This window comes from Limnohabitans sp. INBF003 (assembly GCF_055396645.1).
This window is the reverse complement of record NZ_AP029222.1, coordinates 1,621,525-1,647,200: the sequence shown is the minus strand read 5'-3', so window position 1 is coordinate 1,647,200 and position 25,676 is coordinate 1,621,525. Positions and strand designations below refer to the sequence as shown.

The 25,676-nt window shown below is 60.4% G+C and carries 23 protein-coding genes; 21 read left to right on the top strand and 2 right to left on the bottom strand.

Annotated features, from left to right (window positions below):
- Positions 1–119: 119 nt before the first annotated feature.
- The 16 genes from ACZ5VE_RS07510 (at position 120) to ACZ5VE_RS07435 (ending at position 18,428) form a co-directional block, all read left to right on the top strand.
- Positions 120–1,748, top strand: coding sequence for a 3-(methylthio)propionyl-CoA ligase (locus ACZ5VE_RS07510; protein ID WP_464457375.1), 1,629 nt, complete (start codon positions 120–122; stop codon positions 1,746–1,748).
- A gap of 126 nt (positions 1,749–1,874) precedes the next feature.
- Entirely contained in the window at positions 1,875–3,107 is a 1,233-nt protein-coding gene (locus ACZ5VE_RS07505; protein WP_464457374.1) for a branched-chain amino acid ABC transporter substrate-binding protein, read from the top strand.
- Between the two features lie 223 nt (positions 3,108–3,330).
- Positions 3,331–4,365 carry a branched-chain amino acid ABC transporter permease gene (locus tag ACZ5VE_RS07500; RefSeq protein ID WP_464457373.1) on the top strand — a complete coding sequence of 345 codons (1,035 nt, stop codon included), beginning with the start codon at positions 3,331–3,333 and terminating at the stop codon, positions 4,363–4,365.
- Between the two features lie 3 nt (positions 4,366–4,368).
- The gene (locus ACZ5VE_RS07495; RefSeq protein WP_464457372.1) at positions 4,369–5,661 is read left to right on the top strand and encodes a branched-chain amino acid ABC transporter permease; all 1,293 of its coding nucleotides are present in this window, start codon (positions 4,369–4,371) and stop codon (positions 5,659–5,661) included.
- Positions 5,658–6,434: an ABC transporter ATP-binding protein gene (locus tag ACZ5VE_RS07490; protein WP_464457371.1), complete on the top strand. Its 777-nt coding sequence runs from the start codon at positions 5,658–5,660 to the stop codon at positions 6,432–6,434. Before ACZ5VE_RS07495 ends, ACZ5VE_RS07490 begins: the two co-directional genes overlap by 4 nt.
- Complete coding sequence (locus ACZ5VE_RS07485) at positions 6,434–7,129, top strand: ABC transporter ATP-binding protein (RefSeq protein WP_464457370.1); 696 nt, start codon at positions 6,434–6,436, stop codon at positions 7,127–7,129. Before ACZ5VE_RS07490 ends, ACZ5VE_RS07485 begins: the two co-directional genes overlap by 1 nt.
- A gap of 121 nt (positions 7,130–7,250) precedes the next feature.
- Positions 7,251–9,362 carry a 3-hydroxyacyl-CoA dehydrogenase NAD-binding domain-containing protein gene (locus tag ACZ5VE_RS07480; RefSeq protein WP_464457369.1) on the top strand — a complete coding sequence of 704 codons (2,112 nt, stop codon included), beginning with the start codon at positions 7,251–7,253 and terminating at the stop codon, positions 9,360–9,362.
- 60 nt (positions 9,363–9,422) lie between these two features.
- Positions 9,423–10,598, top strand: a complete 1,176-nt coding sequence (locus ACZ5VE_RS07475) for an acetyl-CoA C-acyltransferase (protein ID WP_464457368.1) — start codon at positions 9,423–9,425, stop codon at positions 10,596–10,598.
- A gap of 182 nt (positions 10,599–10,780) precedes the next feature.
- Positions 10,781–12,622: an acyl-CoA dehydrogenase gene (locus ACZ5VE_RS07470; protein ID WP_464457367.1), complete on the top strand. Its 1,842-nt coding sequence runs from the start codon at positions 10,781–10,783 to the stop codon at positions 12,620–12,622.
- On the top strand, positions 12,622–12,924 hold the full coding sequence (locus tag ACZ5VE_RS07465) for a Dabb family protein (RefSeq protein WP_464457366.1): 303 nt from the start codon (positions 12,622–12,624) through the stop codon (positions 12,922–12,924). Before ACZ5VE_RS07470 ends, ACZ5VE_RS07465 begins: the two co-directional genes overlap by 1 nt.
- 41 nt (positions 12,925–12,965) lie before the next feature.
- Positions 12,966–14,279 (top strand): serine hydrolase domain-containing protein, encoded by a 1,314-nt coding sequence (locus ACZ5VE_RS07460; protein ID WP_464457365.1) that lies wholly within the window; start codon positions 12,966–12,968, stop codon positions 14,277–14,279.
- 11 nt (positions 14,280–14,290) lie between these two features.
- Positions 14,291–15,082: an SDR family oxidoreductase gene (locus tag ACZ5VE_RS07455; protein WP_464457364.1), complete on the top strand. Its 792-nt coding sequence runs from the start codon at positions 14,291–14,293 to the stop codon at positions 15,080–15,082.
- 17 nt (positions 15,083–15,099) lie between these two features.
- Positions 15,100–15,522 (top strand): PaaI family thioesterase, encoded by a 423-nt coding sequence (locus ACZ5VE_RS07450; protein ID WP_464457363.1) that lies wholly within the window; start codon positions 15,100–15,102, stop codon positions 15,520–15,522.
- Between the two features lie 40 nt (positions 15,523–15,562).
- Positions 15,563–16,579, top strand: a complete 1,017-nt coding sequence (locus tag ACZ5VE_RS07445; protein ID WP_464457362.1) for an NADP-dependent oxidoreductase — start codon at positions 15,563–15,565, stop codon at positions 16,577–16,579.
- A gap of 11 nt (positions 16,580–16,590) precedes the next feature.
- Positions 16,591–17,526: a glutathione S-transferase family protein gene (locus ACZ5VE_RS07440; protein ID WP_464457361.1), complete on the top strand. Its 936-nt coding sequence runs from the start codon at positions 16,591–16,593 to the stop codon at positions 17,524–17,526.
- Positions 17,523–18,428, top strand: a complete 906-nt coding sequence (locus tag ACZ5VE_RS07435; RefSeq protein WP_464457360.1) for an SDR family oxidoreductase — start codon at positions 17,523–17,525, stop codon at positions 18,426–18,428. The genes ACZ5VE_RS07440 and ACZ5VE_RS07435 overlap by 4 nt, the downstream gene beginning before the upstream one ends.
- Positions 18,429–18,479: 51 nt before the next feature.
- On the opposite strand, the gene ACZ5VE_RS07430 is transcribed toward ACZ5VE_RS07435, so the two are convergent.
- Complete coding sequence (locus tag ACZ5VE_RS07430; RefSeq protein WP_464457359.1) at positions 18,480–18,872, bottom strand: hypothetical protein; 393 nt, start codon at positions 18,870–18,872, stop codon at positions 18,480–18,482.
- Between the two features lie 216 nt (positions 18,873–19,088).
- Between ACZ5VE_RS07430 and ACZ5VE_RS07425 the strand changes: the two genes are divergently transcribed.
- The 5 genes from ACZ5VE_RS07425 to ACZ5VE_RS07405 all read left to right on the top strand — a co-directional run bounded on the left by ACZ5VE_RS07425 (position 19,089) and on the right by ACZ5VE_RS07405 (position 24,396).
- Positions 19,089–21,473 (top strand): Tex family protein, encoded by a 2,385-nt coding sequence (locus tag ACZ5VE_RS07425; RefSeq protein ID WP_464457358.1) that lies wholly within the window; start codon positions 19,089–19,091, stop codon positions 21,471–21,473.
- A gap of 117 nt (positions 21,474–21,590) precedes the next feature.
- A complete protein-coding gene (locus tag ACZ5VE_RS07420; protein ID WP_464457357.1) occupies positions 21,591–22,676 on the top strand; it encodes a patatin-like phospholipase domain-containing protein in 1,086 nt (361 codons plus the stop codon).
- A gap of 9 nt (positions 22,677–22,685) precedes the next feature.
- Positions 22,686–22,973 (top strand): DUF1330 domain-containing protein, encoded by a 288-nt coding sequence (locus tag ACZ5VE_RS07415; protein ID WP_464457356.1) that lies wholly within the window; start codon positions 22,686–22,688, stop codon positions 22,971–22,973.
- A 31-nt stretch (positions 22,974–23,004) separates the two neighbouring features.
- On the top strand, positions 23,005–23,958 hold the full coding sequence (gene trhO, locus ACZ5VE_RS07410; RefSeq protein ID WP_464457355.1) for an oxygen-dependent tRNA uridine(34) hydroxylase TrhO: 954 nt from the start codon (positions 23,005–23,007) through the stop codon (positions 23,956–23,958).
- Between the two features lie 42 nt (positions 23,959–24,000).
- Positions 24,001–24,396: a TfoX/Sxy family protein gene (locus ACZ5VE_RS07405; RefSeq protein ID WP_464457354.1), complete on the top strand. Its 396-nt coding sequence runs from the start codon at positions 24,001–24,003 to the stop codon at positions 24,394–24,396.
- A gap of 63 nt (positions 24,397–24,459) precedes the next feature.
- Here the strand turns inward: ACZ5VE_RS07405 and ACZ5VE_RS07400 are convergent, their stop codons facing one another.
- Entirely contained in the window at positions 24,460–25,596 is a 1,137-nt protein-coding gene (locus tag ACZ5VE_RS07400) for an iron-containing alcohol dehydrogenase (RefSeq protein ID WP_464457353.1), read from the bottom strand.
- Positions 25,597–25,676: the final 80 nt, after the last annotated feature.

The following is a 25,676-nucleotide window of genomic DNA, read 5'->3' as shown; positions in this document are numbered from 1 at the left end:
ACGCTCTTGACAAGTACCCGGGTAATTGCGGGTTTTAAAGCCGGTTTTATGAGCCGAGGCGTCATCTCGCGGGTGCACAATGATTTGCTTGAGAACAACCCCACTGACAGGAGATGCCCATGTTGGGACTGATGCAACAGCAATCGCTGCTGATTTCTTCAATGATTGAATTTGCCGAGAAGCACCACGGTGACAGCGAAGTCGTGTCGCGTCGGGTGGAAGGGGACATCCACCGCTACACTTGGGCCGATGTGGGCGGCCGCTCGCGCCAGGTGGCCAACGCCTTGGATGCGCTCAAACTGCCGCAGGGCTCCCGCATCGCCACGCTGGCCTGGAACGGTTACCGGCACCTGGAGCTTTATTTTGGCGTGAGCGGCTCGGGCCGTGTGCTGCACACCATCAACCCCCGTCTGCACCCTGAGCAGATCGCCTGGATTGCCAACCACGCCGAAGACCAGATCCTGTGCTTTGACATGTCGTTCTTGCCTTTGGTGCAGGCGGTGCATGCCCATTGCAGCACCATCACCCAATACGTCGCATTGTGCGATGCCGACAAACTGCCTGCCGATACCGGCATTCCGGGCTTGGTCAGCTACGAGGCCTGGATGGGCCAGCAATCCCAAACATACGCCTGGCCGCAACTGGACGAGAACTCGGCCTGCAGCCTGTGCTACACCAGCGGCACCACCGGCAACCCCAAGGGCGCTTTGTACAGCCACCGTTCCACCGTGTTGCACGCTTATGCGGCAGCTTTGCCCGATTCCATGTGCATTTCGGCCCGTGATTCGATTTTGCCGGTCGTGCCCATGTTCCACGTCAACGCCTGGGGCATCCCGTACAGCGCGGCCATGACGGGGGCCAAGCTGGTGTTTCCCGGTCCCGCGTTAGATGGCAAGTCGGTGTACGAGCTGATCGAGAACGAAGGCGTGACCTTTGCGGCAGGTGTGCCCACCGTCTGGCAAATGCTGCTGGGCCATATGAAGCCCGCGGGCCTGAAGTTCAGCCAACTCAACCGCACCGTGATTGGTGGCTCGGCTTGCCCACCCGCCATGATCGACGCCTTCCGTCAGGACTACAACGTGGACGTGCTGCACGCCTGGGGCATGACCGAGCTCAGCCCGCTGGGCACCGTGTGCACCCTGAAAAACAAACACCTGAGCTTGCCCGCCGAAGCGCAGATGAAGCTGCGACTCAAGCAAGGCCGCTGCATCTTCGGCATCGACATGAAAATTGTCGATGAAAACGGCAAAGCCTTGCCCCACGACGGCAAGGCCGCGGGTGACTTGTTGGTCAAAGGGCCTTGGGTCATCGCCTCTTATTACAAGCAAGAAGGCGGCAGCCCCTTGGTGGACGGCTGGTTCCCCACGGGCGATGTGGCCACCATCGATGCCGACGGCTTCATGCAGATCACCGATCGCAGCAAGGACGTCATCAAGTCCGGCGGCGAGTGGATCAGCTCGATTGATGTGGAGAACATCGCCATGGCCCACCCGGCTGTGGCCATGGCGGCCTGCATCGGCATGCGCCACCCCAAGTGGGATGAACGTCCGATTGTGTGCGTGGTCAAGAAGCCAGGCGCCGAAGTCAGCCGCGACGAACTGATTGCTTTCTACGACGGCAAGACGGCCAAATGGCAAATTCCGGACGATGTGGTGTTTGTGGAGGCCATTCCTTTGGGGGGCACAGGCAAGATGCTCAAGACCAAATTGCGCGAGCAGTTGGCGGACTACGTTTTGCCGGGTCTTTGATTCAAAACAAACCCGCGCGATTGCAAAGTCGCGCGGGTGATAAGGCTTAGGGGCAAACCCCGAGCACATTTGTGTTTTCACCGGTTACGCTGACATTGTTCTGATTCATAACGCAGGAGACTTTGAATGAAAACCACCACCCGCTTGATCGCTGCAGCCGCTTTGGCCGCTTGCTCCATGGGCGCTTTTGCTCAAAAGGGCGAGACCGTCAAGATTGCCTGGATCGATCCACTTTCGGGCCTGATGGCGCCCGTGGGCAGCAACCAGCTCAAGAGCTTCCAGTTTTTTGCCGATAAATTCAGCAAGACCAATCCTGCAGGTGTCAAGTTCGAAGTCATCGGCATTGACAACAAATTGAGCCCCGCCGAAAGCCTGAACGCGCTCAAGGCCGCCATGGACCAAGGCGTGCGCTACATCACACAAGGCAATGGCTCATCGGTGGCGGGTGCCCTGATCGAAGCGATCAACAAGCACAACGAGCGCAACCCCGGCAAAGAAATCATTTTCCTGAACCACTCGGCTGTGGACCCCGACTTCACCAACAGCAAGTGCAGCTACTGGCACTTCCGTTTTGACGCCGACACCTCGATGAAGATCGAGGCGATGACCACCTTCATGAAGGATGACACTTCCATCAAGAAGGTCTACTTGTTCAACCAGAACTACTCGCACGGTCACCAGGTCGCCAAGTTTGCCAAGGAAAACCTGGCCCGCAAGCGTCCTGACGTGCAGATCGTGGGCGAAGACCTGCACCCACTGGCCCAGGTGCGTGATTTCTCGCCTTACATCGCCAAGATCAAGGCTTCGGGCGCTGACACCGTGATCACCGGCAACTGGGGCTCGGATCTGGCCTTGCTGGTCAAAGCCGCCAATGAAGGTGGTTACAACGGCAAGTTCTACACCTACTATACCGGCGTGACGGGCACCCCCACGGCGCTGGGTCAAGGTGGCGCTGGGCGCGTTTACCAGATTGCTTACAGCCACTACAACATGGGTGGTGACATTGGCAAGTGGATGGCCGAGTTCAAAACCAAGTTCAACGACGACTTCTACACAGGATCTGTGATCTCGATCTACAGCGCATTGGGTGAGGCCATGGCCAAGGCCAAGTCGACTGACCCCGTCAAAGTGGCGGCTGCATTGGAAGGCCTCAAATACAAGAGCTACCACGGCGAAGTGGAAATCCGCAAGGCCGACCACCAACTGCAGCAACCGCTGTACATGACCGTTTGGCAAAAGGCGGACAAGAAGTACCCCTATAGCCCAGAGAACACCGGCATGACTTTGGCGCCCGTCAAAGAGTTCCCTTCGTATGTGTCCAGCACGCCCACCAGCTGCCAGATGAAACGTCCTGGCTAAGCTGTTGCCACGCTGGTGAACCAAGGCAGCTTGGTTGACCGGCAGGTTTCAGCCGAGCCCAGGGTTGGTCTTATGAACCCAAGGGTTAGGTGGCCCGATGAACATGAAAGTTGTCGGGCCTTTTTTTGGGCGTTGTGGCCCTTGTCAGTCTCGGGTTGATCATTGCAACCCACTTTCGGTAACGAAGTAAGGCTCGTTCAGAGCCTGGAAAGTGGCAGTATTTATGGAGTTTTTTATCATCTCCATGCTCAACGGTCTCAGTTACGGGCTGTTGCTTTTCATGCTCAGCTCCGGGCTGACGCTGATTTTCAGCATGATGGGTGTGCTCAACTTTGCGCACGCCAGTTTTTACATGATTGGCGCCTATTTCGGCTACACCCTGTCGGGGTGGATCGGCTTTTGGCCCGCCTTGGTGTTGGCGCCGCTGTTTGTGGGCGCTTGCGGTGCGCTGTTTGAGCGCGTGACCTTGCGCAAGGTGCACCCGTTCGGCCATGTGCCTGAATTGCTGGTCACTTTCGGACTCTCTTACGTGGTGCTCGAACTGGTGCAGCTGGTTTGGGGCCGAACCGCCGTCGAATTCGCTCCGCCCGAAATCCTGCGCAGTGCCGCATTCACCTTGATCAACCACTCGGCCAACGGCCTGAGTCTGGTCTGGGGTGCAGCACCTGCCGAAGCTTGCGCGGCTGCCGATGCGGCCATTCGGGTGGTGTGTTCACCGTTTCCTGCCACCCGTGCGTTCATGATGCTGGTGGCGCTTTTGATGCTGATGTCCTTGTGGCTCTTGCTCACGCGCACGCGCATCGGCTTGGTGATTCAGGCGGCCTTGACGCATCCGGAAATGGCCGAGTCTCTCGGGCACAACGTGCCACGCGTGTTCATGCTGGTGTTTGGCGCTGGCACCGGGCTGGCGGGTTTGGCGGGGGTGATTGGCGGCAGCACGTTTGTGACTGAACCGGCCATGGCCGCCACCGTCGGCTCTGTCATCTTTGTGGTGGTGGTCGTCGGGGGCATGGGCTCCTTATCCGGGGCTTTTTTGGCGTCGGTGCTGATCGGCGTGATCCAGACCTTTGCCGTGGCCATTGACTACTCGTTTCTCACTTTGGCCAAAGACATGGGCTGGGCCTTGTCTGCCGCGACGCAAGACAACTCGTTTGCGAAACTCACGCTGTCGCAGGTCGCGCCCATCCTGCCTTATTTGTTCCTGGTGCTGATCCTCATCTTCCGGCCCAAGGGTCTTTTGGGCACTCGCGAGGGTTAAGACATGGCTGCTGTTTACAAATTCAAACCTTACAACGTCGGCCGCTGGGTCATCTGGAGCTTGTTCGCACTGGTCTTGCTGATGGCGCCGCTGGTGTTCACCAGCAACCTGTCGACCACCATGCTGGCGCAAATGGGCATCGCCATCATTGCCTGCCTGTCCTACAACATGCTGTTGGGCCAAGGCGGCATGCTCAGCTTTGGCCATGCGGTCTACACAGGGCTGGGTTCTTACCTCGCGATCCATGCGTTGAACGCGGTGAGTGCGGGCAAATGGCATATCCCGGTCAGCCTGTTGCCCATTGTGGGTGGCGTGGCGGGCATGGGCTTTGCCATCTTGCTGGGCTGGGTGACCACGCGCAAATCGGGCACACCGTTCGCCATGATCACGCTGGGCGTGGCCGAGCTGGTGTTTGCCATGTCGCTCATGTTCTCCGAATTTTTCGGGGGTGAGGCGGGCGTGTCGGGCAACCGGGTGGCAGGCGAGGCCTTCTTTGGCATCACCTACGGCCCGCAAATTCAGGTTTATTACCTGATTGCGGCCTACACCTTTGTGTGTGTGGCCTTGATGTACGCCTTCACCCAGACCCCTTTGGGTCGCATTTTGAATGCGGTGCGCGACAACCCCGAACGTGTGGAGTTCATTGGCTACAACACCCAACGCGTGCGTTACATCGCCTTCATCATTGCAGGCTTTTTTGCAGGCATCGCTGGCGGTTTAGGGGCACTCAACTTCGAGATCGTCACGGCCGAAGTGGTCGGGGCAGGGCGCTCGGGCGCGTATTTGCTCTTCACTTTTCTGGGGGGGGCCACGTTCTTCTTTGGGCCGATCATTGGCGCCATCTTGATGGTCATTGCCTTTGTTCTGTTGTCAGAGCTGACCAAGGCCTGGCTGCTTTACCTGGGTCTCATCTTCCTGTTCATGGTCATGTATGCACCCGGCGGCATTGCCAGCCTGATCATGATGAACCTGCGGGTGGCCAAGTTTGGCAAGCTGCGCCAGATCTGGACCAGTTACCTGGGCCTGGGCCTGACCGCTTTTGTCATGTTGGCAGGCGCGGGCGCGATGATCGAAATGGTTTATCACCTGCAGCTCAATTCGGCCTTGGGTGACACGGTCAAATTCATGGGGGCCACACTCAATGCCAAAGGGCTGGACAGCTGGTTTGGCTGTGCCTTTGTCATGCTGACCGGTTTGGGCTTGTTTGAGTTGTCTCGCCGTCAGTACATGATCGAATGGGGCGAGATCCAGACCGAGATCGAAAAAGAAATCAAGCGCCGGGAGACTGCAGTATGAGTACGACCTACGCATTGGAACTGAAAGACGTTCGCAAGAATTTCGGCAAGACCGAAATCATCCGGGGTGTGAATCTGGCGGTTGAGCCCGGTGAGCGGGTGGCCGTTATTGGCCCTAACGGTGCGGGCAAGTCCACCCTGTTCAACCTGATCAGCGGCCGCTTTGGCCCGACCAGCGGCGACATTTTGTTGAACGGCCAAGCCATTCAGCACAAGACGCCCTATGAGATCAACCGCATGGGGCTGGCGCGCAGCTTTCAGATCACCAACATCTTCCCGAAGTTGAGTGTTTTTGAAAACCTGCGTTGCGCGGTGCTGTGGAGTCTTGGGTACAAGTACACCTTCTTCAAGTTCCTGTCGGGGCTGAAAGACGCCAATGAGCGCGCTGACCAGTTGCTGGAGATGATCCGCCTGGACAAAAAACGCGATGTGCTGGCCGTGAACCTGACCTACGCCGAACAACGCGCCCTTGAAATCGGTGTGACGATCGCAGGTGGGGCTGACGTGATCCTGCTCGACGAACCCACGGCGGGCATGAGCAAAAGCGAAACCTCGCGTTTCATTCACCTGATCAAGGAAGTCACGGTGGGCAAAACCTTGCTGACGGTGGAACACGACATGGGCGTGGTGTTTGGGCTCGCCGACAAGATTGCGGTGGTGGTTTATGGTGAAGTGATCGCCTTTGACACGCCCGAGGCGGTCAGGGCCAATGCCAAAGTGCAGGAGGCCTATTTGGGCTCATCCGTTGCAGACAGCCAGGCGGGAGGCCATTGATGTTGCAAGTAGACAACCTTCACGCCTATTACGGCAAAAGCCATGTGTTGCATGGTGTGAGCTTTGAAGTCGGCCAGGGGGAAATTGTGGCCTTGCTGGGACGCAACGGCTCCGGCCGTTCCACCACCGCCAAGGCCATCATGGGTTTGGTGGATTGCCAGGGCCGCATTGACTGGAACGGTCAGCCCATTCAAGGCAAAAAGACTTATGAAATTGCCCACCTGGGCATTGGCTATGTGCCTGAAAACCGCGACATTTTCCCCAAGCTCACGGTGCACCAAAATTTGCAGCTGGGCCAAAAGCGCAGCGGTAAAAATGGCCGTTGGTCTTTTGAGGACATGTACGCCATGTTTCCGCGCCTCAAAGAGCGTGAGCACACCGAAGCCGGTGTGTTGTCCGGCGGTGAGCAGCAAATGCTGACGCTGTGCCGCACCCTCATGGGCGACCCTGACCTGATCATCATCGATGAACCCACCGAAGGCTTGGCCCCGAAGATTGTGGAGTTGGTGGGGCAGTACCTGGAGCAGCTGAAAAGCCGGGGTATTTCGGTCTTGTTGATCGAGCAAAAACTCACCATCGCCATGAAAATCTCGGACCGCGCCCTGGTCATGGGCCATGGCAGCATCGTGTTTGAAGGCACACCCGAAGCCCTGCGCGAGAACACTTACATCCGCAAAGAATGGCTGGAAGTGTGACATTCGTCCCGGTCGAGACAGTTTGGGCTGTCTTTTGCCGTTCTAGCCACTACAATCCCTTAAAAAAGAACGGTCGTTCTTTTTTGCCATCCAGCTTTATTTCACGCAAAGGAAGTGCAGCATGACAGCTGAATACAAAGTCCACGGTGATGTCGCGGTCATCACCTTGATGAACCCGCCCGTCAATGGTTTGGGTCTGTCGACCCGCATCGGTATCACCGATGGCCTGGAAAAAGCCAACAACGATGCTGCTGTCAAGGCGATCGTCATCACCGGGGGTGGCAAAGCCTTTTCGGGCGGTGCCGATATCCGCGAATTCGGCTCGCCCAAGGCGATCCAGGAACCCAATTTGCTCAGCGTCATCCGCACTTGCGAAAACTCGGCCAAGCCGGTTGTCGCGGCCATCCATTCTGTGGCCATGGGCGGCGGTCTGGAGTTGGCTTTGGGTTGCCACTACCGCATCGCTGCACCTGGTGCCAGCATTGCGCTGCCCGAAGTCAAGCTGGGCTTGATCCCCGGTGCTGGCGGCACACAGCGTTTGCCCCGTGCGATTGGCGTCGAGGCTGCGCTCAACATGATCGTCAGCGGCGAAGCCATCAAGAGCGAGATGCTGGCCATGTTGCCGGGCCAAAAGCTGTTTGATGCGATGGCCAAATCGGCAGAAAGCCTGCCCGAAGAAGCCCTGGCCTTGGCCCGCAAAGTGGCCGCAGCCCACGCCGACGGCAGCCCGCTGCCACTGGTGCGCAACCTGCCATGCAAGCACCCACAAGGCGATTCCTACTTCCAGTTCGCACGCAACATGGTCAAGGGCATGGCCAAAAACTTGCCAGCCCCCGCCAAGTGCGTGGATGCGGTCGAGGCGGCCACCAAGAAAAAGTTTGAAGACGGCATGGTCTTCGAGCGCGAAATTTTTATGAACCTGATGATGACGCCCGAGTGCCGTGCACTGCGTCACATCTTCATGGCCGACCGCGCAGCATCCAAGATTCCGGACGTGCCCGAAGACACGCCCAAGCGCGACATCAAGTCGATTGCCGTGATTGGCGCTGGCACCATGGGCGGCGGCATCTCGATGAACTTCTTGAACGCGGGTATCCCCGTCAAGATGCTGGAGATGAAGCAAGACGCGCTGGACCGTGGCGTGGCCACCATCCGCAAGAACTACGAAGCGCAGGTCAAAAAAGGCAAGCTCAAGCCAGAGAAATACGACGAGCGCATGGCACTGTTGAGCACCACGCTGAGCTACGACGACATCGGCCAAGCCGATTTGGTGATCGAAGCCGTGTTCGAAGAAATGGGCGTGAAAGAAGCCGTCTTCAAGAAGCTCGACGAAGTGATGAAGCCCGGTGCCATTTTGGCGTCCAACACCTCGACGCTCGACGTGAACAAGATCGCCAGCTTCACCAAGCGTCCGCAAGACGTGGTGGGCATGCACTTTTTCAGCCCTGCCAACGTCATGAAGCTGCTCGAAGTGGTGCGCGGTGCCCAAACCGGCAAGGACGTGCTGGCCACCGTGATGGCCATCGGCAAGAAGATCAAGAAAACCTCGGTGGTCTCCGGCGTGTGCGACGGCTTCATCGGCAACCGCATGATCGAGCAGTACAGCCGCCAGGCTGGTTTCCTGATCGAAGAAGGCTGCACCCCCGCGCAAGTGGACAAAGCGGTCGAAAAATTCGGTTTTGCCATGGGCCCGTTCCGCATGGGCGATTTGGCAGGCAACGACATTGGCTGGGCAATCCGCAAGCGCCGTTACACCGAAAAGCCGAACCTCAAGTACAGCAAAACCGCTGACTTGCTGTGCGAGATGGGCCGTTATGGCCAAAAAACCGGCGCAGGCTGGTACGACTACCAAGCTGGCAAGCGCGACGCGATCCCCAGCGCCGTGGTGGTCGAGATGATCGAAAAGCACCGCGCCGCCATGGGCATCACCCCGCGCAAGATTTCCGACGAAGAAATCGTGCAGCGTTTGGTGTATTCCTTGGTCAACGAGGCCTGCCACATCCTGGAAGAGGGCATTGCCAGCAAGGCCAGCGACATCGACATGGTCTACATCACCGGTTACGGCTTCCCGTTCTGGCGCGGTGGCCCCATGAACTACGCCGATACGGTGGGCCTGTTCAACGTGGCCGAAGCCATGAAGCGCTTCGCCAAGAACCCGCACGACGACGCCCAGTTCTGGCAACCCGCGCCCCTGTTGGCACGCTTGGTGGCCGAAGGCAAGACATTCAACTGATTTTTTAATTTTTGAGCGGACGGGTCCTGGGGCTCGTCCCTCGCATGAAAGGTTTTCATCATGACGAATGTAGTCATCGTTTCTACCGCACGCACCCCTCTGGCCAAGAGCTGGAAGGGCGCTTTCAACATGACCCACGGCGCCACGCTGGGTGGCCACGCGGTGCAACACGCCGTGGCCCGCGCCGGCATTGACGCCGCCGAGGTCGAAGACGTGATCATGGGCTGCGCCACACCCGAAGGGGCCACAGGCGCCAACATCGCCCGCCAGATCGCCCTCAAGGCCGGTCTGCCGATTTCGGTGTCGGGCATGACCGTGAACCGGTTTTGCTCGTCGGGCCTGCAAACCATCGCGCTGGCCGCGCAACGCATCATCGCGGGCGAAGGCCAGGTGTATGTGGCCGGTGGTGTCGAAAGCATCTCTTGCGTGCAGCAAGAAATGAACACCCATATGCTGCAAGACCTGTCTTTGGCCAAACAAAAGCCAGAGATTTACTGGAACATGTTGCAAACCGCCGAGCAAGTGGCCAAGCGCTACAAAATCGGCCGTGACGTGATGGATGCTTACGGTGCGGCCAGCCAGCAAAAGGCCTGTGCAGCAGCAGCAGCGGGCAAGTTTGACGACGAAATCGCCCCCATCACCGTCACGCAAGGTGTGATCGACAAGGTCATGGGCATGACCACCAAGCAAGTGACCGTGAGCCGTGACGAAGGTCTGCGCGAAGGCACCACGGTGGAAGCCATCAGCGGCCTGCGTTCGGCGCTGCCTGGTGGCCTGGTGACTGCGGGCAATGCCAGCCAGTTCTCGGACGGTGCAGGCGCTTGCGTGCTGATGGACGAAAAGCTGGCAGAGCAACGCGGCATGAAGCCCCTGGGCCGATTCCTGGGTTTTGCCGTGGCCGGTTGCGAGCCTGACGAAATGGGCATTGGCCCTGTTTACGCCGTGCCCAAAGCGCTGGCGCGTCTGGGCCTGACAGTCAACGACATCGACCTGTGGGAACTGAACGAAGCGTTTGCGGTGCAGGTGCTGTACTGCCGCGACAAGCTGGGCATTCCGGCTGACCGTTTGAACGTCAATGGTGGCGCGATCGCCGTGGGTCACCCCTACGGCGTGTCGGGCCAGCGCCTGACCGGCCACGCCCTGATCGAAGGCAAACGCCGTGGTGCCAAGCGCGTGGCAGTGACCATGTGCATTGGCGGCGGCATGGGCGCTTGCGGCATTTTTGAAGTGCTGTGAGTCTGAACGGCATCGGCTGTCGCCTGGATGGCTGATCCGAACAGGGGCAGGAGGCATGATGCCTCTTGCCCTTTTTTGTTTTCCGTGGGAGCCAGCCCTGCTGGCGATGGCTGCTTCTTCCCATCGCTTGCAGGGCAAGCGCCTACATATCGGCGACCCAAGCGCCTCTGAAAGACTGATCAATGAGCCTGCGCCCCACCGTTGATTTTTTGCTCCACGACTGGCTGAAGGTGGAGACCTTGCAAAGCCGCGAGCGTTTTGCCGACCACTCGCGTGAGACTTTTGACGCCGTGCTCGACACCTGCGAGCGCATCGCCCGCGAGAAATACGCCCCCTTCAACCGCTTGGTGGACACGCAGGAGCCGCACTTTGACGGCGAAAAAGTCATCTTGCCCCAGGCCACGCACGATGCGTACAAAGCCTATGCCGAGTCCGGCATGCTGAGTGCTGCACAAGACTACGACGTTGGGGGCATGCAACTGCCTTACACGGTCGAGGCGGCAGCCAACGCCTTTTTTGCCATGGCCTCGGTCAGCATCGGCTCGGGCATGTTGACCAGCGGCAACGCCAATTTGCTCATGGTGCACGGCACCGATTTGCAAAAACAGGTGTTTGCTGCCAACGAATTCAGTGGCCGCTTCTCGGGCACCATGTGCCTGAGTGAGCCGCAAGCAGGCTCGTCGTTGAGCGACGTGACGACCCGCGCCACGCCCGATGGCGAAGGTTTTGAAGCCGATGCTTTGGGGGCGCGTTACCGCCTCAAAGGCAACAAGATGTGGATCTCGTCGGGTGAACACGAGTTGAGTGAAAACATCATCCACCTGGTGTTGGCCAAAATCCCAGACGCGAACGGCCAGTTGGTGCCCGGCGTCAAAGGCATCTCGCTGTTCATCGTGCCGAAAAAGCTGGTGGACGCGAAGGGCCAATTGACCGGCGAACGCAACGACGTGGCGTTGGCGGGCCTGAACCACAAGTGCGGCTGGCGCGGCACGACCAACACGCTGCTGAACTTTGGCGAGGGCAAGTACCCCGTGCGCGGCAATACAGGCGGGGGTCTGGACGGCGCCGGAAGCGGCGCCGTGGGTTACCTCGTCGGCAAGCCCGGTGAAGGCCTGCGCTGCATGTTCCACATGATGAACGAGGCCCGCATCGGCGTGGGCATGGCCGCCACCATGCTGGGCATGGCCGGTTATTACGCCAGCCTTGACTACGCCAAAAACCGTCCCCAAGGTCGGCCGAGCGGGGCAGGGGGCAAGGACGCCAGCCGCCCGCAGGTGCGCATCATCGAGCACGCGGACATCAAACGCATGCTGCTCGCGCAAAAAGCCTATAGCGAAGGCGCACTGGCCCTGGCTTTGTACAGCGCCCGCCTGGTGGACGAGCAACACACGGGCACGGCGGAAGACGCTGATGTGGCGCGCTTGCTGCTGGAGGTGCTGACGCCCATCGTCAAGAGCTTCCCCAGCGAGTGGTGCCTCGAAGCCAACAGCCTGGCGATCCAGATCCACGGGGGCTATGGCTACACCCGCGACTTCCCGGTGGAGCAATACTGGCGCGACAACCGCCTGAACATGATCCACGAGGGCACCCATGGCATCCAAGCCATGGACCTGCTGGGCCGCAAGGTGCTGATGGAAAACGGCCGAGGCCTGCAACTGCTGGCCGAGCGCATGCTGGCCACGGCTGCCAAGGCCGAGTCGGCATGGGGCCCTGAGGCCGCTGCTTTGCGCGATGCCCTTCAGCAAGTGGGGCAAGCCACCCAGCAAGCTTGGGCGGGTGCTGAGCCTGCACAGGCCCTGGCCAACGCCGTGCCTTATTTGCAGGCCTTTGGCCACACGGTGATCGCCTGGATTTGGCTCGACGTGGCCAGCAGCTTGGGCGCTGACACCAGCCCGGCAGCCCAAGGCCGACGCGCCGCTTGCCGCTATTTCTTCCGCTACGAACTGCCCAAGATCGGTGCCTGGCTCAACGTGGTCAAAAGCCGCGACGCCACTTGTGCCGATTTGCCCGAAGAGGCTTTCTGATGATCCGGCACATCGTGATGTGGAACCTGCAAGACCACGCCGAAGGGGCCGACAAGGCCACTAACTTGCAAAAAGCCAAAGCCTTGTTGCTGTCTTGCGCCAGCGTGGTGCCCGGCATCCGGGCCTTTGAAGTCGCGACCGCGACGCCCGGCATGGACTGCACGAATGATTTGGTGCTCCACATGCTGCTCGATGACGCGCAGGTGCTAGCGGCTTACCAGAATCATCCTGATCATCTGGCCATCAAACCCTTCATGAAGTCGGTCGTCAAAGAACGACGCTGCATGGATTACAGCTTGTAAATAGAAGGTCACCAGACCTCACCATTCACTGGAGACAACGCATGAAAAAAACACCTCTACGGCACACCGCAACAGCGGCGTCTTTGTTGGCCCTCAGCGCAGGCTTGATGGCCCAAACGCCAGTGTTGCCCACCGCCGCACAGACCGACGCCGTGACTCTGGGCTGGATGGTGGGCTCGCCGCCGCCTGCCAACAAGGTCGTCCAGTTCCACGACGGCTCGTTTTACAAATTCCCCCAGTTTCGCTGGAGCTTCTCGAACTACCGTCAGCTCGCGCCCACCACCACTGTGAACCGTGGTGCAGGCCTTGCTGTGGCTTTGCCCCGCGCCGAACGCAAAGACCTGGATGCGGTGAGCTTCACGCCGCTCGGTAAAACCGAGCCCATGACCTGGGCTCAGGCTTTTGATGCCAACTACACCGACGGTGTGCTGGTGATGCACAAAGGCAAAGTGGTCTACGAGCGTTACGCCGGCGCCTTGAGCCCTCAAAAACAGCACATGTCCATGTCAGTGACCAAGTCCTTTTTCGGACTGATCGGTGCCATCCTTGTGGCCGAAGGTCGGCTGGACGAAAACGCCAAAGTGGCGCAGTACATCCCCGAGCTCAAGGACAGCGGTTTCGGCGATGCCACCATCCGCAACCTGCTGGACATGCGCACCGGCATCCAGTACAGCGAGGCTTACCTCGACCCGAAATCCGAGTTCTGGACGCACATGTTTGCCGGTCGCACCTTGCCGCGCCCACCGGGCTATCAGGGGCCGGACAACTTTTACGCCTACATGCCGACGGTCAAAAAGCAGGGTGAGCACGGTGGCGAGTTCGCCTACAAGACCATCAACACCGATGTGTTGGGTTGGGTCATCAGCCGGGTCACCGGCAAGAGCGTGGGCCAAAACCTGACTGAGCGCATCTGGAGCAAGCTGGGCATGGAGCAAGACGCTTACTTTGCAGTGGACTCGCTGGGCACCGAATTTGCCGGAGGCGGCCTGAACGCCAGCCTGCGCGACATGGCCCGCTTTGGCGAGATGATGCGCAACCAGGGTCGCTTCAATGGTCAGCAGATCATTCCGGTGTCTGTTGTGCAAGACATCGCCAAAGGTGGCGACAAGAGCGCCTTCCCACAAGCCGCGTTCCCCACCTTGCCCGGCTGGTCATATCGCAACATGTGGTGGGTCTCGGGCAACGAGCATGGTGCATATTCCGCACGCGGCATCCACGGCCAGGCCATCTACATCGATCCCAAGGCCGAAATGGTGATTGCCCGTTTCGCTTCTTTCCCGATGCCCAACAACCCTTTCAACGACCCCACATCTTTGCCCGCCTACATGGCTGTGGCCAAGCACTTGATGAAATAAACGGAGACAACATGGCACGCACTGTTCAACAACTTTTTGACCTCACTGGGCAAGTGGCCTTGGTGACTGGCGGCTCACGCGGCCTGGGCCTGCAAATGGCCCACGCCTTGGGCGAGGCTGGCGCCAAGATCATGCTCAGCTCGCGCAAGGCGGCTGATCTTGAAGAAGCCGCCGCCGAGTTGCAGGCCGCAGGCATTGATGCCCGCTGGATCGCCGCCGACTGCGGCAAAGAAGAGGACATCCGCCGGCTGGCCTTTGAGACCATGGAGCGCATGGGCCCGATCGATATTCTGGTGAACAACGCCGGAGCCACCTGGGGAGCGCCTGCCGAAGAGCACCCGGTCGAGGCGTGGGACAAGGTGATGAACCTGAACGTGCGGGGCTATTTCATCCTGTCGCAGGAAGTGGCCAAGCGCAGCATGATCCCTCGTGGCAAAGGCCGCATTCTGAACGTGGCGTCCATTGCCGGGCTGGCTGGCAACCCGTCCGAGATGAAGACCATCGCCTACAACACATCCAAAGGCGCGGTGATCAATTTCACCCGCGCATTGGCGGGCGAGTGGGGCGAGCACGGCATCACCGTCAACGCGATTTGCCCGGGCTTTTTCCCCAGCAAGATGACCTATGGCCTGCTGGAAAAACTCGGTGCCGACAAGATGGCCGCGGGCGCGCCGCTGCGCCGCTTGGGCGATGACGAAGACCTCAAAGGTCTGGCCCTGTTGTTCGCCTCGGATGCAGGCAAACACATCACCGGCCAATGGATGGCCGTGGATGGTGGCGTCAGCGCCATCATCGGCGGTTGAGACGAAAGTCACTGAGCATGAGCATCCCCTTCGGCGCCAAGATCCCCTTCGTTGACCATTTGGGCTTTACGCTCGAAAAGTTCGAAGGCGGCGAATCCGAGCTGCATTTCGCGCCACGCCCCGAACACTTCAATTCATTCGATGTCACGCACGGCGGCGCGGTCATGACCTTTCTGGACGTGATCATGGCCACCGCTGCGCGCAGTGTCGATCCGCACATGGGCGTGGTCACCATCGAGATGAAAACCACCTTCATGCGCCCGGCCAAAGTGCCCGCCGGACAAAAGCTCGTGGGCAAAGGCCACTTGCAACACCGCACCCGCAGCATGGCCTTCACCGAGGGCAGCGTGTTCGATGCCGAAGGCCAGTTGTGCGCCCACGCGACCGGCACCTTCAAGTACGTGACCCGTCGCGAGACCACATCCCCTTCGACCGACTAAGTCTTACCCATTCACCCCTTCAAATTCACTGGAGACATTCATGCCCATCAACCACCGCATCGTTCTGGACAACCGCCCGCAGGGCGAGGCTACCGTCAACAATTTCAAAATGGTCGAGCTGCCCTTGCCCGAACTCAAGGACGGCGAAGTGCTGGTCTGCCACCACTTCCTGAGCCTGGACCCCTACATGCGCGGCCGCATGAACGAGAGCAAAAGCTACGCCGTGCCGCAACCGCTGGGCGAAGTCATGATCGGCGGCACCGTGGGTGAGGTGGTGGACAGCCGCCACCCTAAGTTCAAAGCGGGTGACCAAGTGGTCGGCATGGGCGGTTGGCAGGAATACAGCGTGGTCGATGCCAACGTGATCGGCGCACTGCGCAAGGTCGACACCACCCATGTGCCGCTGTCGCATTACCTGGGCGCTGTGGGCATGCCCGGCGTGACCGCCTGGTATGGCTTGGTCAAGATCATCAACCCCAAAGCGGGCGAGACTGTGACCGTGAGCGCCGCCAGCGGCGCGGTGGGCAGCGCCTATGGCGCATTGGCCAAAGCCCGTGGCTGCCGCGTGGTCGGCATTGCAGGTGGCAAAGACAAGTGCGACTACGTGGTCAACGAGCTGGGCTTTGACGCCTGCATAGACTACAAGGAGCACAAGGACTACCTGAGCCTGTCCAAAGCCCTGCGCGAAGCCTGCCCGAACGGCATCGACGGCCACTTTGAAAACGTGGGCGGCATGGTGCTCGACGCGGTCATGCTGCGCACCAACGCCTTTGCCCGCATTGCGGTGTGCGGCATGATCGCCGGCTACGATGGCACACCACTGCCCATGAGCAACCCCGCACTCATCCTGGTCAACCGCATGAAGATCGAAGGCTTCATCGTCAGCGAGCACATGGAAGTCTGGCCCGAGGCCCTGCAAGAGCTGGGCACCCTGGTGGGCACCGGCAAGCTGCGCCCCCGCGAGTCCGTGGCACAAGGCCTGGCGGCGGCGCCTGAAGCCTTTCTCGGTTTGCTCAAAGGCAAGAACTTCGGCAAGCAGCTGGTCAAGCTGGTCTGAGGCCGCGCCCCATGTCCGATCTGATCCTGCACCACTACCCAACCTCGCCGTTTGCTGAAAAGGTCCGGCTGATCCTGGGCCACAAGCAACTGGCCTGGAAGAGCGTGTTCATCCCGATGATCATGCCCAAGCCCGACCTGACTGCGCTTACCGGTGGCTACCGCAAAACCCCGGTGCTGCAGATCGGCGCGGACATCTACTGCGACACCGCTTTGATTTGCGACGTGCTGGAGCACATCGCGCCCACGCCCACGCTGTACCCGGATGCCGTCAAAGGCGCGGCACGGATCGTGGCGCAGTGGGCCGACAGCGCCTTGTTCACGGCCTCCATGGCCTACAACTTCCAGCCTGCGGGTGTGGCGCAAGTCTTTGCAGGTGCGCCTGCCGAAGGCGTGCAGGCCTTTGTGGCTGACCGTGCCGCCATGCGTGGCGGCGCAGCCCGCATGTCGTCCACCGACGCGGCCGCCACCTACAAAAGCTACCTGCGCCGCCTGGCCAACATGCTGCACGGGCAAGACTTTCTGTTGGGCGCGCAGCCCTGTGTGGCCGACTTTGCGGCTTATCACCCACTGTGGTTCACACAAGAGCGCACGCCCGCACTGGCAGGCATTCTGGACGCCACACCCGACGTCAAGGCCTGGATGGCGCGAATGAAAGCCATCGGCCACGGCACGCCCGGCAAATGCAGCGCTGAAGAAGCCTTGCAGATGGCCCGCAGTTCAACGCCCACCGCTGTGCAGGGCGAGGTGTTCCAGGACGAACACGGCATCGCCTTGGGCAGCACCGTGGTCATCGCGGCCGACAACTTTGGGCTGGAGCCGACCGAGGGCGAGCTGGTCGCCGCCACCCGCACCCGTTACACCTTGCGCCGCACCGATGAACGTGCGGGCACCGTCCATGTCCATTTCCCGCGTGTCGGGTTCACATTGAAGAAGGCAACAGCATGATCGAGAACTTCCAAGGCAAAACCGCCGTGCTGACCGGCGCTGGATCGGGCTTCGGGTTGGAGTGCGCCCGCATCGGCGCCAAACTGGGCATGAATCTGGTGCTCGTCGATGTGCAGCAAGACGCCCTCGACAAAGCCGCTGCCGAGATGAGCGCCCAAGGCGCGCAGGTGCTGGCCCGCAAGGTGGATGTGTCGAACGCCCAAGCCATGGAGCAGCTGGCCGCAGACGTGAAAGCCCGTTTTGGCGCACCGCACTTCGTGTTCAACAACGCGGGCGTGGGGGCAGGGGGCTTGGTTTGGGAAAACTCGGTGGCCGATTGGGAATGGGTGTTGGGCGTCAACCTCTGGGGCGTGGTGCACGGCGTGCGCCTGTTCACGCCCATGATGCTCGAAGCCGCCAAGGCCGATCCGGCTTACCGGGGCCACATCGTCAACACCGCCAGCATGGCGGGTTTGCTCACCCCGCCCAACATGGGCATCTACAACGTGAGCAAACACGCGGTGGTGTCACTGACTGAAACGCTGTACCAGGACTTGCACCTGGTGTCCGACCAGGTCAGTGCCAGCGTCTTGTGCCCTTACTTTGTGCCCACAGGCATCAGCCAGAGCCACCGCAACCGCCCTGCGGAGCTCGCCGCTGACAAGCCGACCGCCAGCCAGTTGATCGGGCAGGCGCAAAGCGACAAAGCGGTGGGCAGCGGCAAAGTGTCGGCCGCCGATGTGGCGCAAAAAGTGTTTGATGCGGTCGCGAGCGACCAGTTCTACATTTACAGCCACCCGCAGGCGCTGGGCAATGTGCAAAGCCGCATGGAAGCGATTGTTCAGGGCATCAACCCACCAGACCCGTTTGCCGCCAAGCCCGAGGTGGGAGAGGGCTTGCGCAAAGCCTTGCGCAGCATCTGAAGCTGGCAAAGCTATTGAGCCTGAGCGCGTGGCGCGCTCGGGCTCGGTGGTTTATTTGTGAAAGTGACCTTCGAAACAGTGGCGAACTTCGTGTCCCAAGGCCACATGGGAGGTTTCTTTGCCCGTCACGATCACGCATTCCTGGCGCTGGACATGCCACACCGCGCACGCCACAGGTGGGGTGATGTAAGCCTGTTCGCGACCCATTCCGATCGACTTGGCGCAATATTGGGCCACATCATCGCGAACTTCCCATCGCAAGTTGACCTCTTTCATGATTCGCTTTTCTGTGGGTTTCGGTGTGAATTTCTCGTATTCGGCACTCGGGATCACACCGCCACCCATGGTCTGGCATCCTGTCAGGAACACCATGGACAAGCAGACCAACACCATCATGGCCAGCCGCTTGGCGGTACCGACACTTTGTTGATTCATCAAATTCATCATCACTCCCTCAATTGATTGTTTTGCTAATTTGATCTGAGTTTACAGTTTTGATGGTTTGATGTCTATAAATTTGCGAAATTATGGGATTGTTTTTTGTTTTTAAGATTATTTAACACTCAAACTGAGAATTGACAGTTTGTGTCTTGCACGGGAGAAGTGCGACTTGCTTGTGGCAAACTTGCCCGCTTTCCCTCTCTTGATGTGACCTGAGACATGCAGAAAATCCTGGCCCAACTGGCCGCAGAAATCCGTATCCGCCCTGACCAGGTCAAAACCGCCGTGGAACTGCTGGATGGTGGCGCCACCGTTCCCTTCATCGCCCGTTACCGCAAAGAGGTCACCGACGGACTGGACGACATTCAGCTGCGCGAACTCGAAGCCCGCCTGGGCTACCTGCGCGAGCTGGAAGACCGCCGCGCTGCGGTCATCAAAAGCATTCAGGAGCAGGGCAAAATGACGCCCGAGTTGCTGGCTGCCATCGATGCCGCGCCCACCAAGCAGGAACTGGAAGACATTTACCTGCCCTACAAACCCAAGCGCCGCACCAAGGGCATGATTGCCCGCGAAGCTGGGCTCGAGCCGCTGGCCGACAAGCTATTTGCCGACCCCACGCTGGACCCGCATGCCGAGGCGCAAGCCTTTGTGCTGGCCGCTGGCGCGATTGAAGGGGCCGACTTCACGACCACCGCGGCCGTACTGGATGGCGTGCGCGACCTGCTCAGCGAGCGCTGGGCCGAAGACGCGTCTTTGGTGCAGGCGCTGCGCGAATGGCTGTGGAACGAAGGCCTGTTTAAAAGTAAGCTGTCTGACGGCAAGGACGTGAACAACGCCGATGTGGCCAAGTTCCGCGACTACTTTGACTACGACGAGCCGATTGGCCGGGTGCCTTCACACCGTGCTTTGGCTGTGTTCAGGGGCCGGGCGCTGGAAATGCTCGACGCCAAATTGGTGCTTCCTGTGGAGCCTGAACCCGGCAAACCCAGCATCGCCGAAGGCAAGATCGCCATGCACCTGGGCTGGAGCCATGCGGCCCGCCCCTCGGACGACCTGATCCGCAAATGCGTGGCCTGGACCTGGCGCGTCAAACTGAGCCTGTCCACCGAGCGCGACCTGTTTGCCCGCCTGCGCGAAGAGGCCGAAAAAGTGGCCATCAAGGTGTTCAGCGACAACCTGCGCGACCTGCTGCTGGCGGCACCCGCAGGCCCTCGCGTGGTCATGGGCCTGGACCCGGGCATCCGCACCGGCGTGAAAGTGGCCGTGGTGGACGCCACCGGCAAGCTGGTGGACACCTCGACCGTCTACCCGCACGAGCCGCGCAAGGACTGGGAAGGCTCGCTGTTCACCCTGGCCAAGCTGTGCGAGAAGCACAACGTCAACCTGATCGCGATTGGCAACGGCACCGCCAGCCGCGAAACCGACAAGCTGGCTGGTGACCTGATCAAGCAACTGGCCAAACTGCGCGAGGGCCCTGAGATTCAAAAAGTGGTGGTCAGCGAGGCAGGCGCTTCGGTGTACTCGGCCAGCGAATTTGCATCACAAGAAATGCCCGACGTTGACGTGAGCCTGCGCGGCGCTGCCTCGATTGCCCGCCGCCTGCAAGACCCGCTGTCTGAACTGGTCAAGATCGACCCCAAAGCGATTGGCGTGGGCCAGTACCAGCACGACGTGAACCAAAGCGAGCTGGCCAAGACGCTGGACGCGGTGGTCGAAGACTGCGTGAACTCGGTGGGCGTGGACCTGAATACCGCCAGCGTCCCCTTGCTGTCCCGCGTGTCGGGCCTGTCTGGCTCGGTGGCCAAGTCGGTCGTGCGCTGGCGCGATGCCAACGGCGTGTTCAAGACCCGGCAGGATTTGCTCAAAGTGACGGGCCTGGGGGCCAAGACCTTTGAACAAAGCGCGGGCTTTTTGCGCATTCGCGGTGGCGACAACCCGCTGGACATGACGGGCGTGCACCCCGAAACCTACCCGGTGGTCGAGCAGATCATCGTCAAGACCGCCAAGCCGATCCAGGAGATCATGGGCCGCAGCGACGTGCTCAAGACCCTCAAGCCCGAGCTGTTCGTGAGCGAAAAATTTGGCACGGTCACCATCAAGGACATTCTGGGCGAACTGGAAAAACCCGGCCGCGACCCGCGCCCCGACTTCAAAGTGGCGCGCCTGGCCGACGGCGTGGAAGACATCAAAGACCTGAAAGAGGGCATGACGCTCGAAGGCACCGTGAGCAACGTGGCCCAGTTCGGCGCATTCATCGACCTGGGCGTGCACCAGGACGGCTTGGTCCACGTCAGCCAGCTGGCCAACAAGTTCGTTACCGATGCCCGCGAAGTGGTCAAGACCGGCGACATCGTCAAGGTGAAAGTGCTCGAAGTGGATGTGGCCCGCAAGCGCATCAGCCTGACCATGAAGCTCGATGCCGCCCCCGCCCGCCGCGATGGCCCCCGCGACAACAAGTTTGAAGGGGCAGGGCGGGACAACCGCCAACGCGGTGGAGGATCGGGCGGTGGTGGCTACACCTCGCCCCCCGCAGCCGGCGTCACCGCAGGTTCGGGCTCGGCCATGGCCAGTGCGTTTGCCAAGTTGCAGGGGCTCAAAAAGTAGGACGGACATACCTGACTTTGTAGGAGCCAGCCCTGCTGGCGATAGGGCTTGTGTCATCCCATCGCTTGCAGGCAAGCTCCTACAAAAAGCAGCAGCCAGCGCCCTACACTTGTGCCCATGCAAGCGCTCCACATCCACGCAGGCCCTAAGGCCCTAGCCCACATCCGCGAACACGGCTTGCGCCCCGAGCACATCGGCGTCATCCCAGCGGCAGCCGGTGGTCCGAAAGGCCTCATCCTCGGCCCACTTGACCGCTTCATCTTTGGCGAATGGCTGACCCAAAGCACGCAGCCTGTCGATCTGGTGGGGGCCTCGATTGGCGCGTGGCGCATGGCCACCGCCTGCCTGACCGACCCCGTGGCGGCGTTCGAGCGGCTGGAGCACGACTACATCCACCAGCATTACGAGCCACTGCCGGGCCAAAAGCGCGTGACCGCCGAGCAGGTGAGCGAGGCTTTTGGGCACAGCCTGAACGCCTTTTATGGTGGACGCATCGGCCAGGCGTTGAGCCATCCACGCTATCGGCTGCACATCGTCACATCCCATGGGCGGCACATCCTGCACCGCGAACACCCACTGGCCACGCCGCTGGGCTACGCCGGGGCCTACCTCAGCAACGCCGTGAGCCGCCGGGCGCTGGGCGGCTGGCTGGAGCGGGTGGTGTTTTCAGGGCAGGGCGCATCCTTGCCGTTTAATTCGCAAGACTTTCGCACCCGCGCTGTGACCCTGACCGAAGGCAACTTCATGCCCGCGCTGCAGGCCAGTTGCTCGATCCCGTTTGCCCTGAAAGCCGTACACGACATCCCTGGCGCACCCGCTGGCGCGTATTGGGATGGCGGCATCACCGACTACCACTTGCATTTGAACTGGACGGCACCTGTACAAGGTCCCGAGCGCGCCATCGTGCTCTACCCGCATTTTCAGAAAAGCGTGGTGCCCGGCTGGCTCGACAAAGCTCTCAAATGGCGGCACGGTGCCACCCCATTTCTGGACAACACCATCGTGCTGGCCCCCAACCCCGAATGGGTCAAAACCCTGCCGGGCGGCAAATTGCCAGACCGCAAAGACTTCATGACCTATGAACACGACTTTGCCGGTCGGGTGAAAGTTTGGCAGGCTGCGGTGCAAGCCAGTGCGCAGTTGGCGCAAGAGTTCTCTCAATGGTTGGCAGCGCCCAGCCTTTTGAAGGTTCAAGCCTTGTAAGGAGCAGACATGCCTCACGCTTACGTTGTGGGTCAAATGACCGTTAAAAATCCAGAAAAATGGGCGCAATACCGGGGCCAGGTGCTGGCCACCTTGACGCCTTGGCACGGTGAGCTGGTGTTTCGCGGCAACCAGGTCAAAGCACTTTCCGGTGCATGTCCGCATGCCGATATTGTGGTGATCCGTTTCCCCTCCCTGGCCGACGCAGATGGCTGGCACAGCTCGGCGGCCTATCAATCACTCATCCCCTTGCGCCAAGAAGCCGCTGATGTGGTGTTGCTGACTTATGAGTCCTGACCCTGTTGCCCACAGGGGATAATCTCACCCCATGCAATCTGCCACCCCGTACCTCACCGCCGCCCTTTACAAATTCGTCGATCTGCCCGACTTCGCAGACCTGCAGGCGCCTTTGCAAGCCTGTTGCGAGGCCCATGAGGTCAAAGGCACGCTGCTTTTGGCGCACGAAGGCATCAACGGCACCATTGCCGGGCCTGAGGCGGGCATCCGGGCCGTGCTGGCGTTTTTGCACGCCGATCCGCGCCTGGCCACGCTGCCTCACAAAGAATCGTGGAGCCCCAAGCCCCCGTTCACCCGCATGAAGGTCAAGCTCAAAAAAGAGATCGTCACCTTGCGCGTGCCCGAGCTGGACCCGAACAAAACCGTGGGCCAATACGTCAAGCCCGCCGACTGGAATGCCTTGCTGGCCGACCCGGATGTTGTCGTCATCGACACACGCAACGACTACGAAGTGGCCATTGGCACCTTCAAAGGCTCGATCAACCCAAACATCAAGACCTTTGTGCAGCTGCCCGCCTGGCTGGACGCGCAGGAAAACCTGCAAGGCGATGCCGCCAAAAAGACCAAGGTGGCCATGTTTTGCACCGGCGGCATCCGCTGCGAAAAATCCACCGCGCTCATGAAGATGCGCGGCTTTGACGAGGTGTATCACCTCGAAGGCGGCATCCTCAAATACCTGGAAGAAATCCCGCCCGAGCAAAGCACCTGGGAAGGTGACTGCTTTGTGTTTGACGAACGCGTGAGTGTGGGCCACGGTCTGGGCTTGGGCCACCATGAGTTGTGCCGCTCTTGCCGTTGGCCCCTGAGTGAGCAGGACAAACTGTCGCCGCACTATGTGTTGGGCGTGAGCTGTGACCACTGCCACGACCAGCGCACACCCGAGCAAAAGGAAAAACTGGCCGAACGCCAGCGCCAGGTGGAACTGGCCGAAGCCCGGGGCGAGGTGCATGTGGGGGCCAAAATGCCCAGCCACGACTCGCCTTGATCTCCCTTTAGCGTCCAGCGCCGCCTTTTACCGCCCCTGAACATGAGCGACTTCATTCCTTTTGTGCAGGAGTTGCTGGACAGCTGGGGCACCGTGTCGGCCCGCCGCATGTTTGGCGGCCACGGCCTGTACCACGAGGGCCTGATGTTCGCCATCGTGATGAATCAGCAGCTTTTTCTGAAAGTCGATGAGGTCAACCGGCCGGACTTTGAAGCCCTCGGCCTCACGCCGTTCACGTATCCGATGAAGGGCAAAGACGTGGCGCTGTCGTATTGGTCTGCGCCGGATGCGATTTTTGACGAACCCACCGAAGCGTTGCTTTGGGCCCGTTCAGCTTGGGATGCCGCAGCTCGTGCGCATTTGGCCAAAGCGCAGGCGCGGGAGAGGGCCAAGGCCCGTTTGAAAACGCGTGCTGCGGCCACACGCTCAGTGGGCTGACATTTGCTCACAGGGGTGAGCCCCTGCAAAAACAAGGCTTCCGTCAAGGCTCACATGTAAGCCTTACATGCTGGTCAACAGCATGTCCCGGTATTCGTCTGCCGACGCGATGCGTGGGTTGGTCTTGTGGCAGTGGTCGGCCAGCGCCCCGGTGATCACCGCGTCAAACAGCCCTTCGGTCACGCCCATCGCGCCCAAGCCCGTGGGCAGGCCCAACCGGGCGCACATGTCGCGGATGGCGTCAGGGATGTCCGCGCCGCTTTGCAGGCCCATGGCCTGGGCCATGCGGTTCAGACTGTTGTCTTTTTGCACCGACTCGGCGGCCGCATTGAAGCGCACCACCGCAGGCAAAAACATGGCGTTCAAGGTGCCGTGGTGCAGGCGCGGGTTGACGCCGCCCAGGCTGTGGCTGAGCGAGTGCACGCAGCCCAGGCCTTTTTGGAAGGCCATGGCGCCTTGCATGCTGGCGCTCATCATGTTCAGGCGCGCTTCGCGGTCCTGGCCATTCACCGTGGCGCGTTCGATGTGGGCCCAGCCGCGTGCCAGACCGTCCAGTGCAATGCCGTCGGCGGGTGGGTTGAAGGGCGCGGCCATGAAGGTTTCCATGCAGTGCGCCACCGCGTCCATGCCGGTAGCGGCCGTGAGCATGGGCGGCAGGCCGAAGGTCAGTTCGGGGTCGCAAATGGCGGCTTTGGGCACGATGAACCACGAATGAAAGCCGACTTTGCGGCCATCGTCCAGGATCAAAATCGCGCCCCGGGCCACTTCGCTGCCAGTGCCGCTGGTGGTGGGCACGGCAATGATCGGGGCCACGCGGTCGGTGATCTTGAGCGAGCCGCCTTCTATAGTTGCATAGGTCTTGAGCGGGCCTTCGTGGCTCACGGCAATGGCCACGCCCTTGGCGCAGTCAATCGCCGAGCCACCGCCGACCGCGATCAGGCCGTCGCAGCCGTTGGCCTTGTACATGGCCGCTGCGGCGCGCACCGCCGATTCGGTCGGGTTGGACGGGGTCTGGTCAAACACCGTGACAGGCAGGTCGGGCAGGGCGTCGAGGGCTTTTAGCAGCACGCCTGCGGCTTTGACGCCCGCGTCGGTCACGATCAGCGGTTTGCGAATGCCCACACGCTCGCATTCGGCCTGCAGCAGCTTGACCGCGCCAAAGTCGATCTGGATTTGGGTGACGTAATTGATGAAGGACATGCAGCAAAACTCCAAACAGTTGCCCCCAACAAGGATCAGGTGACAGACCTGGCGGGGTAGGGCGTTGTACGATCAAGGCC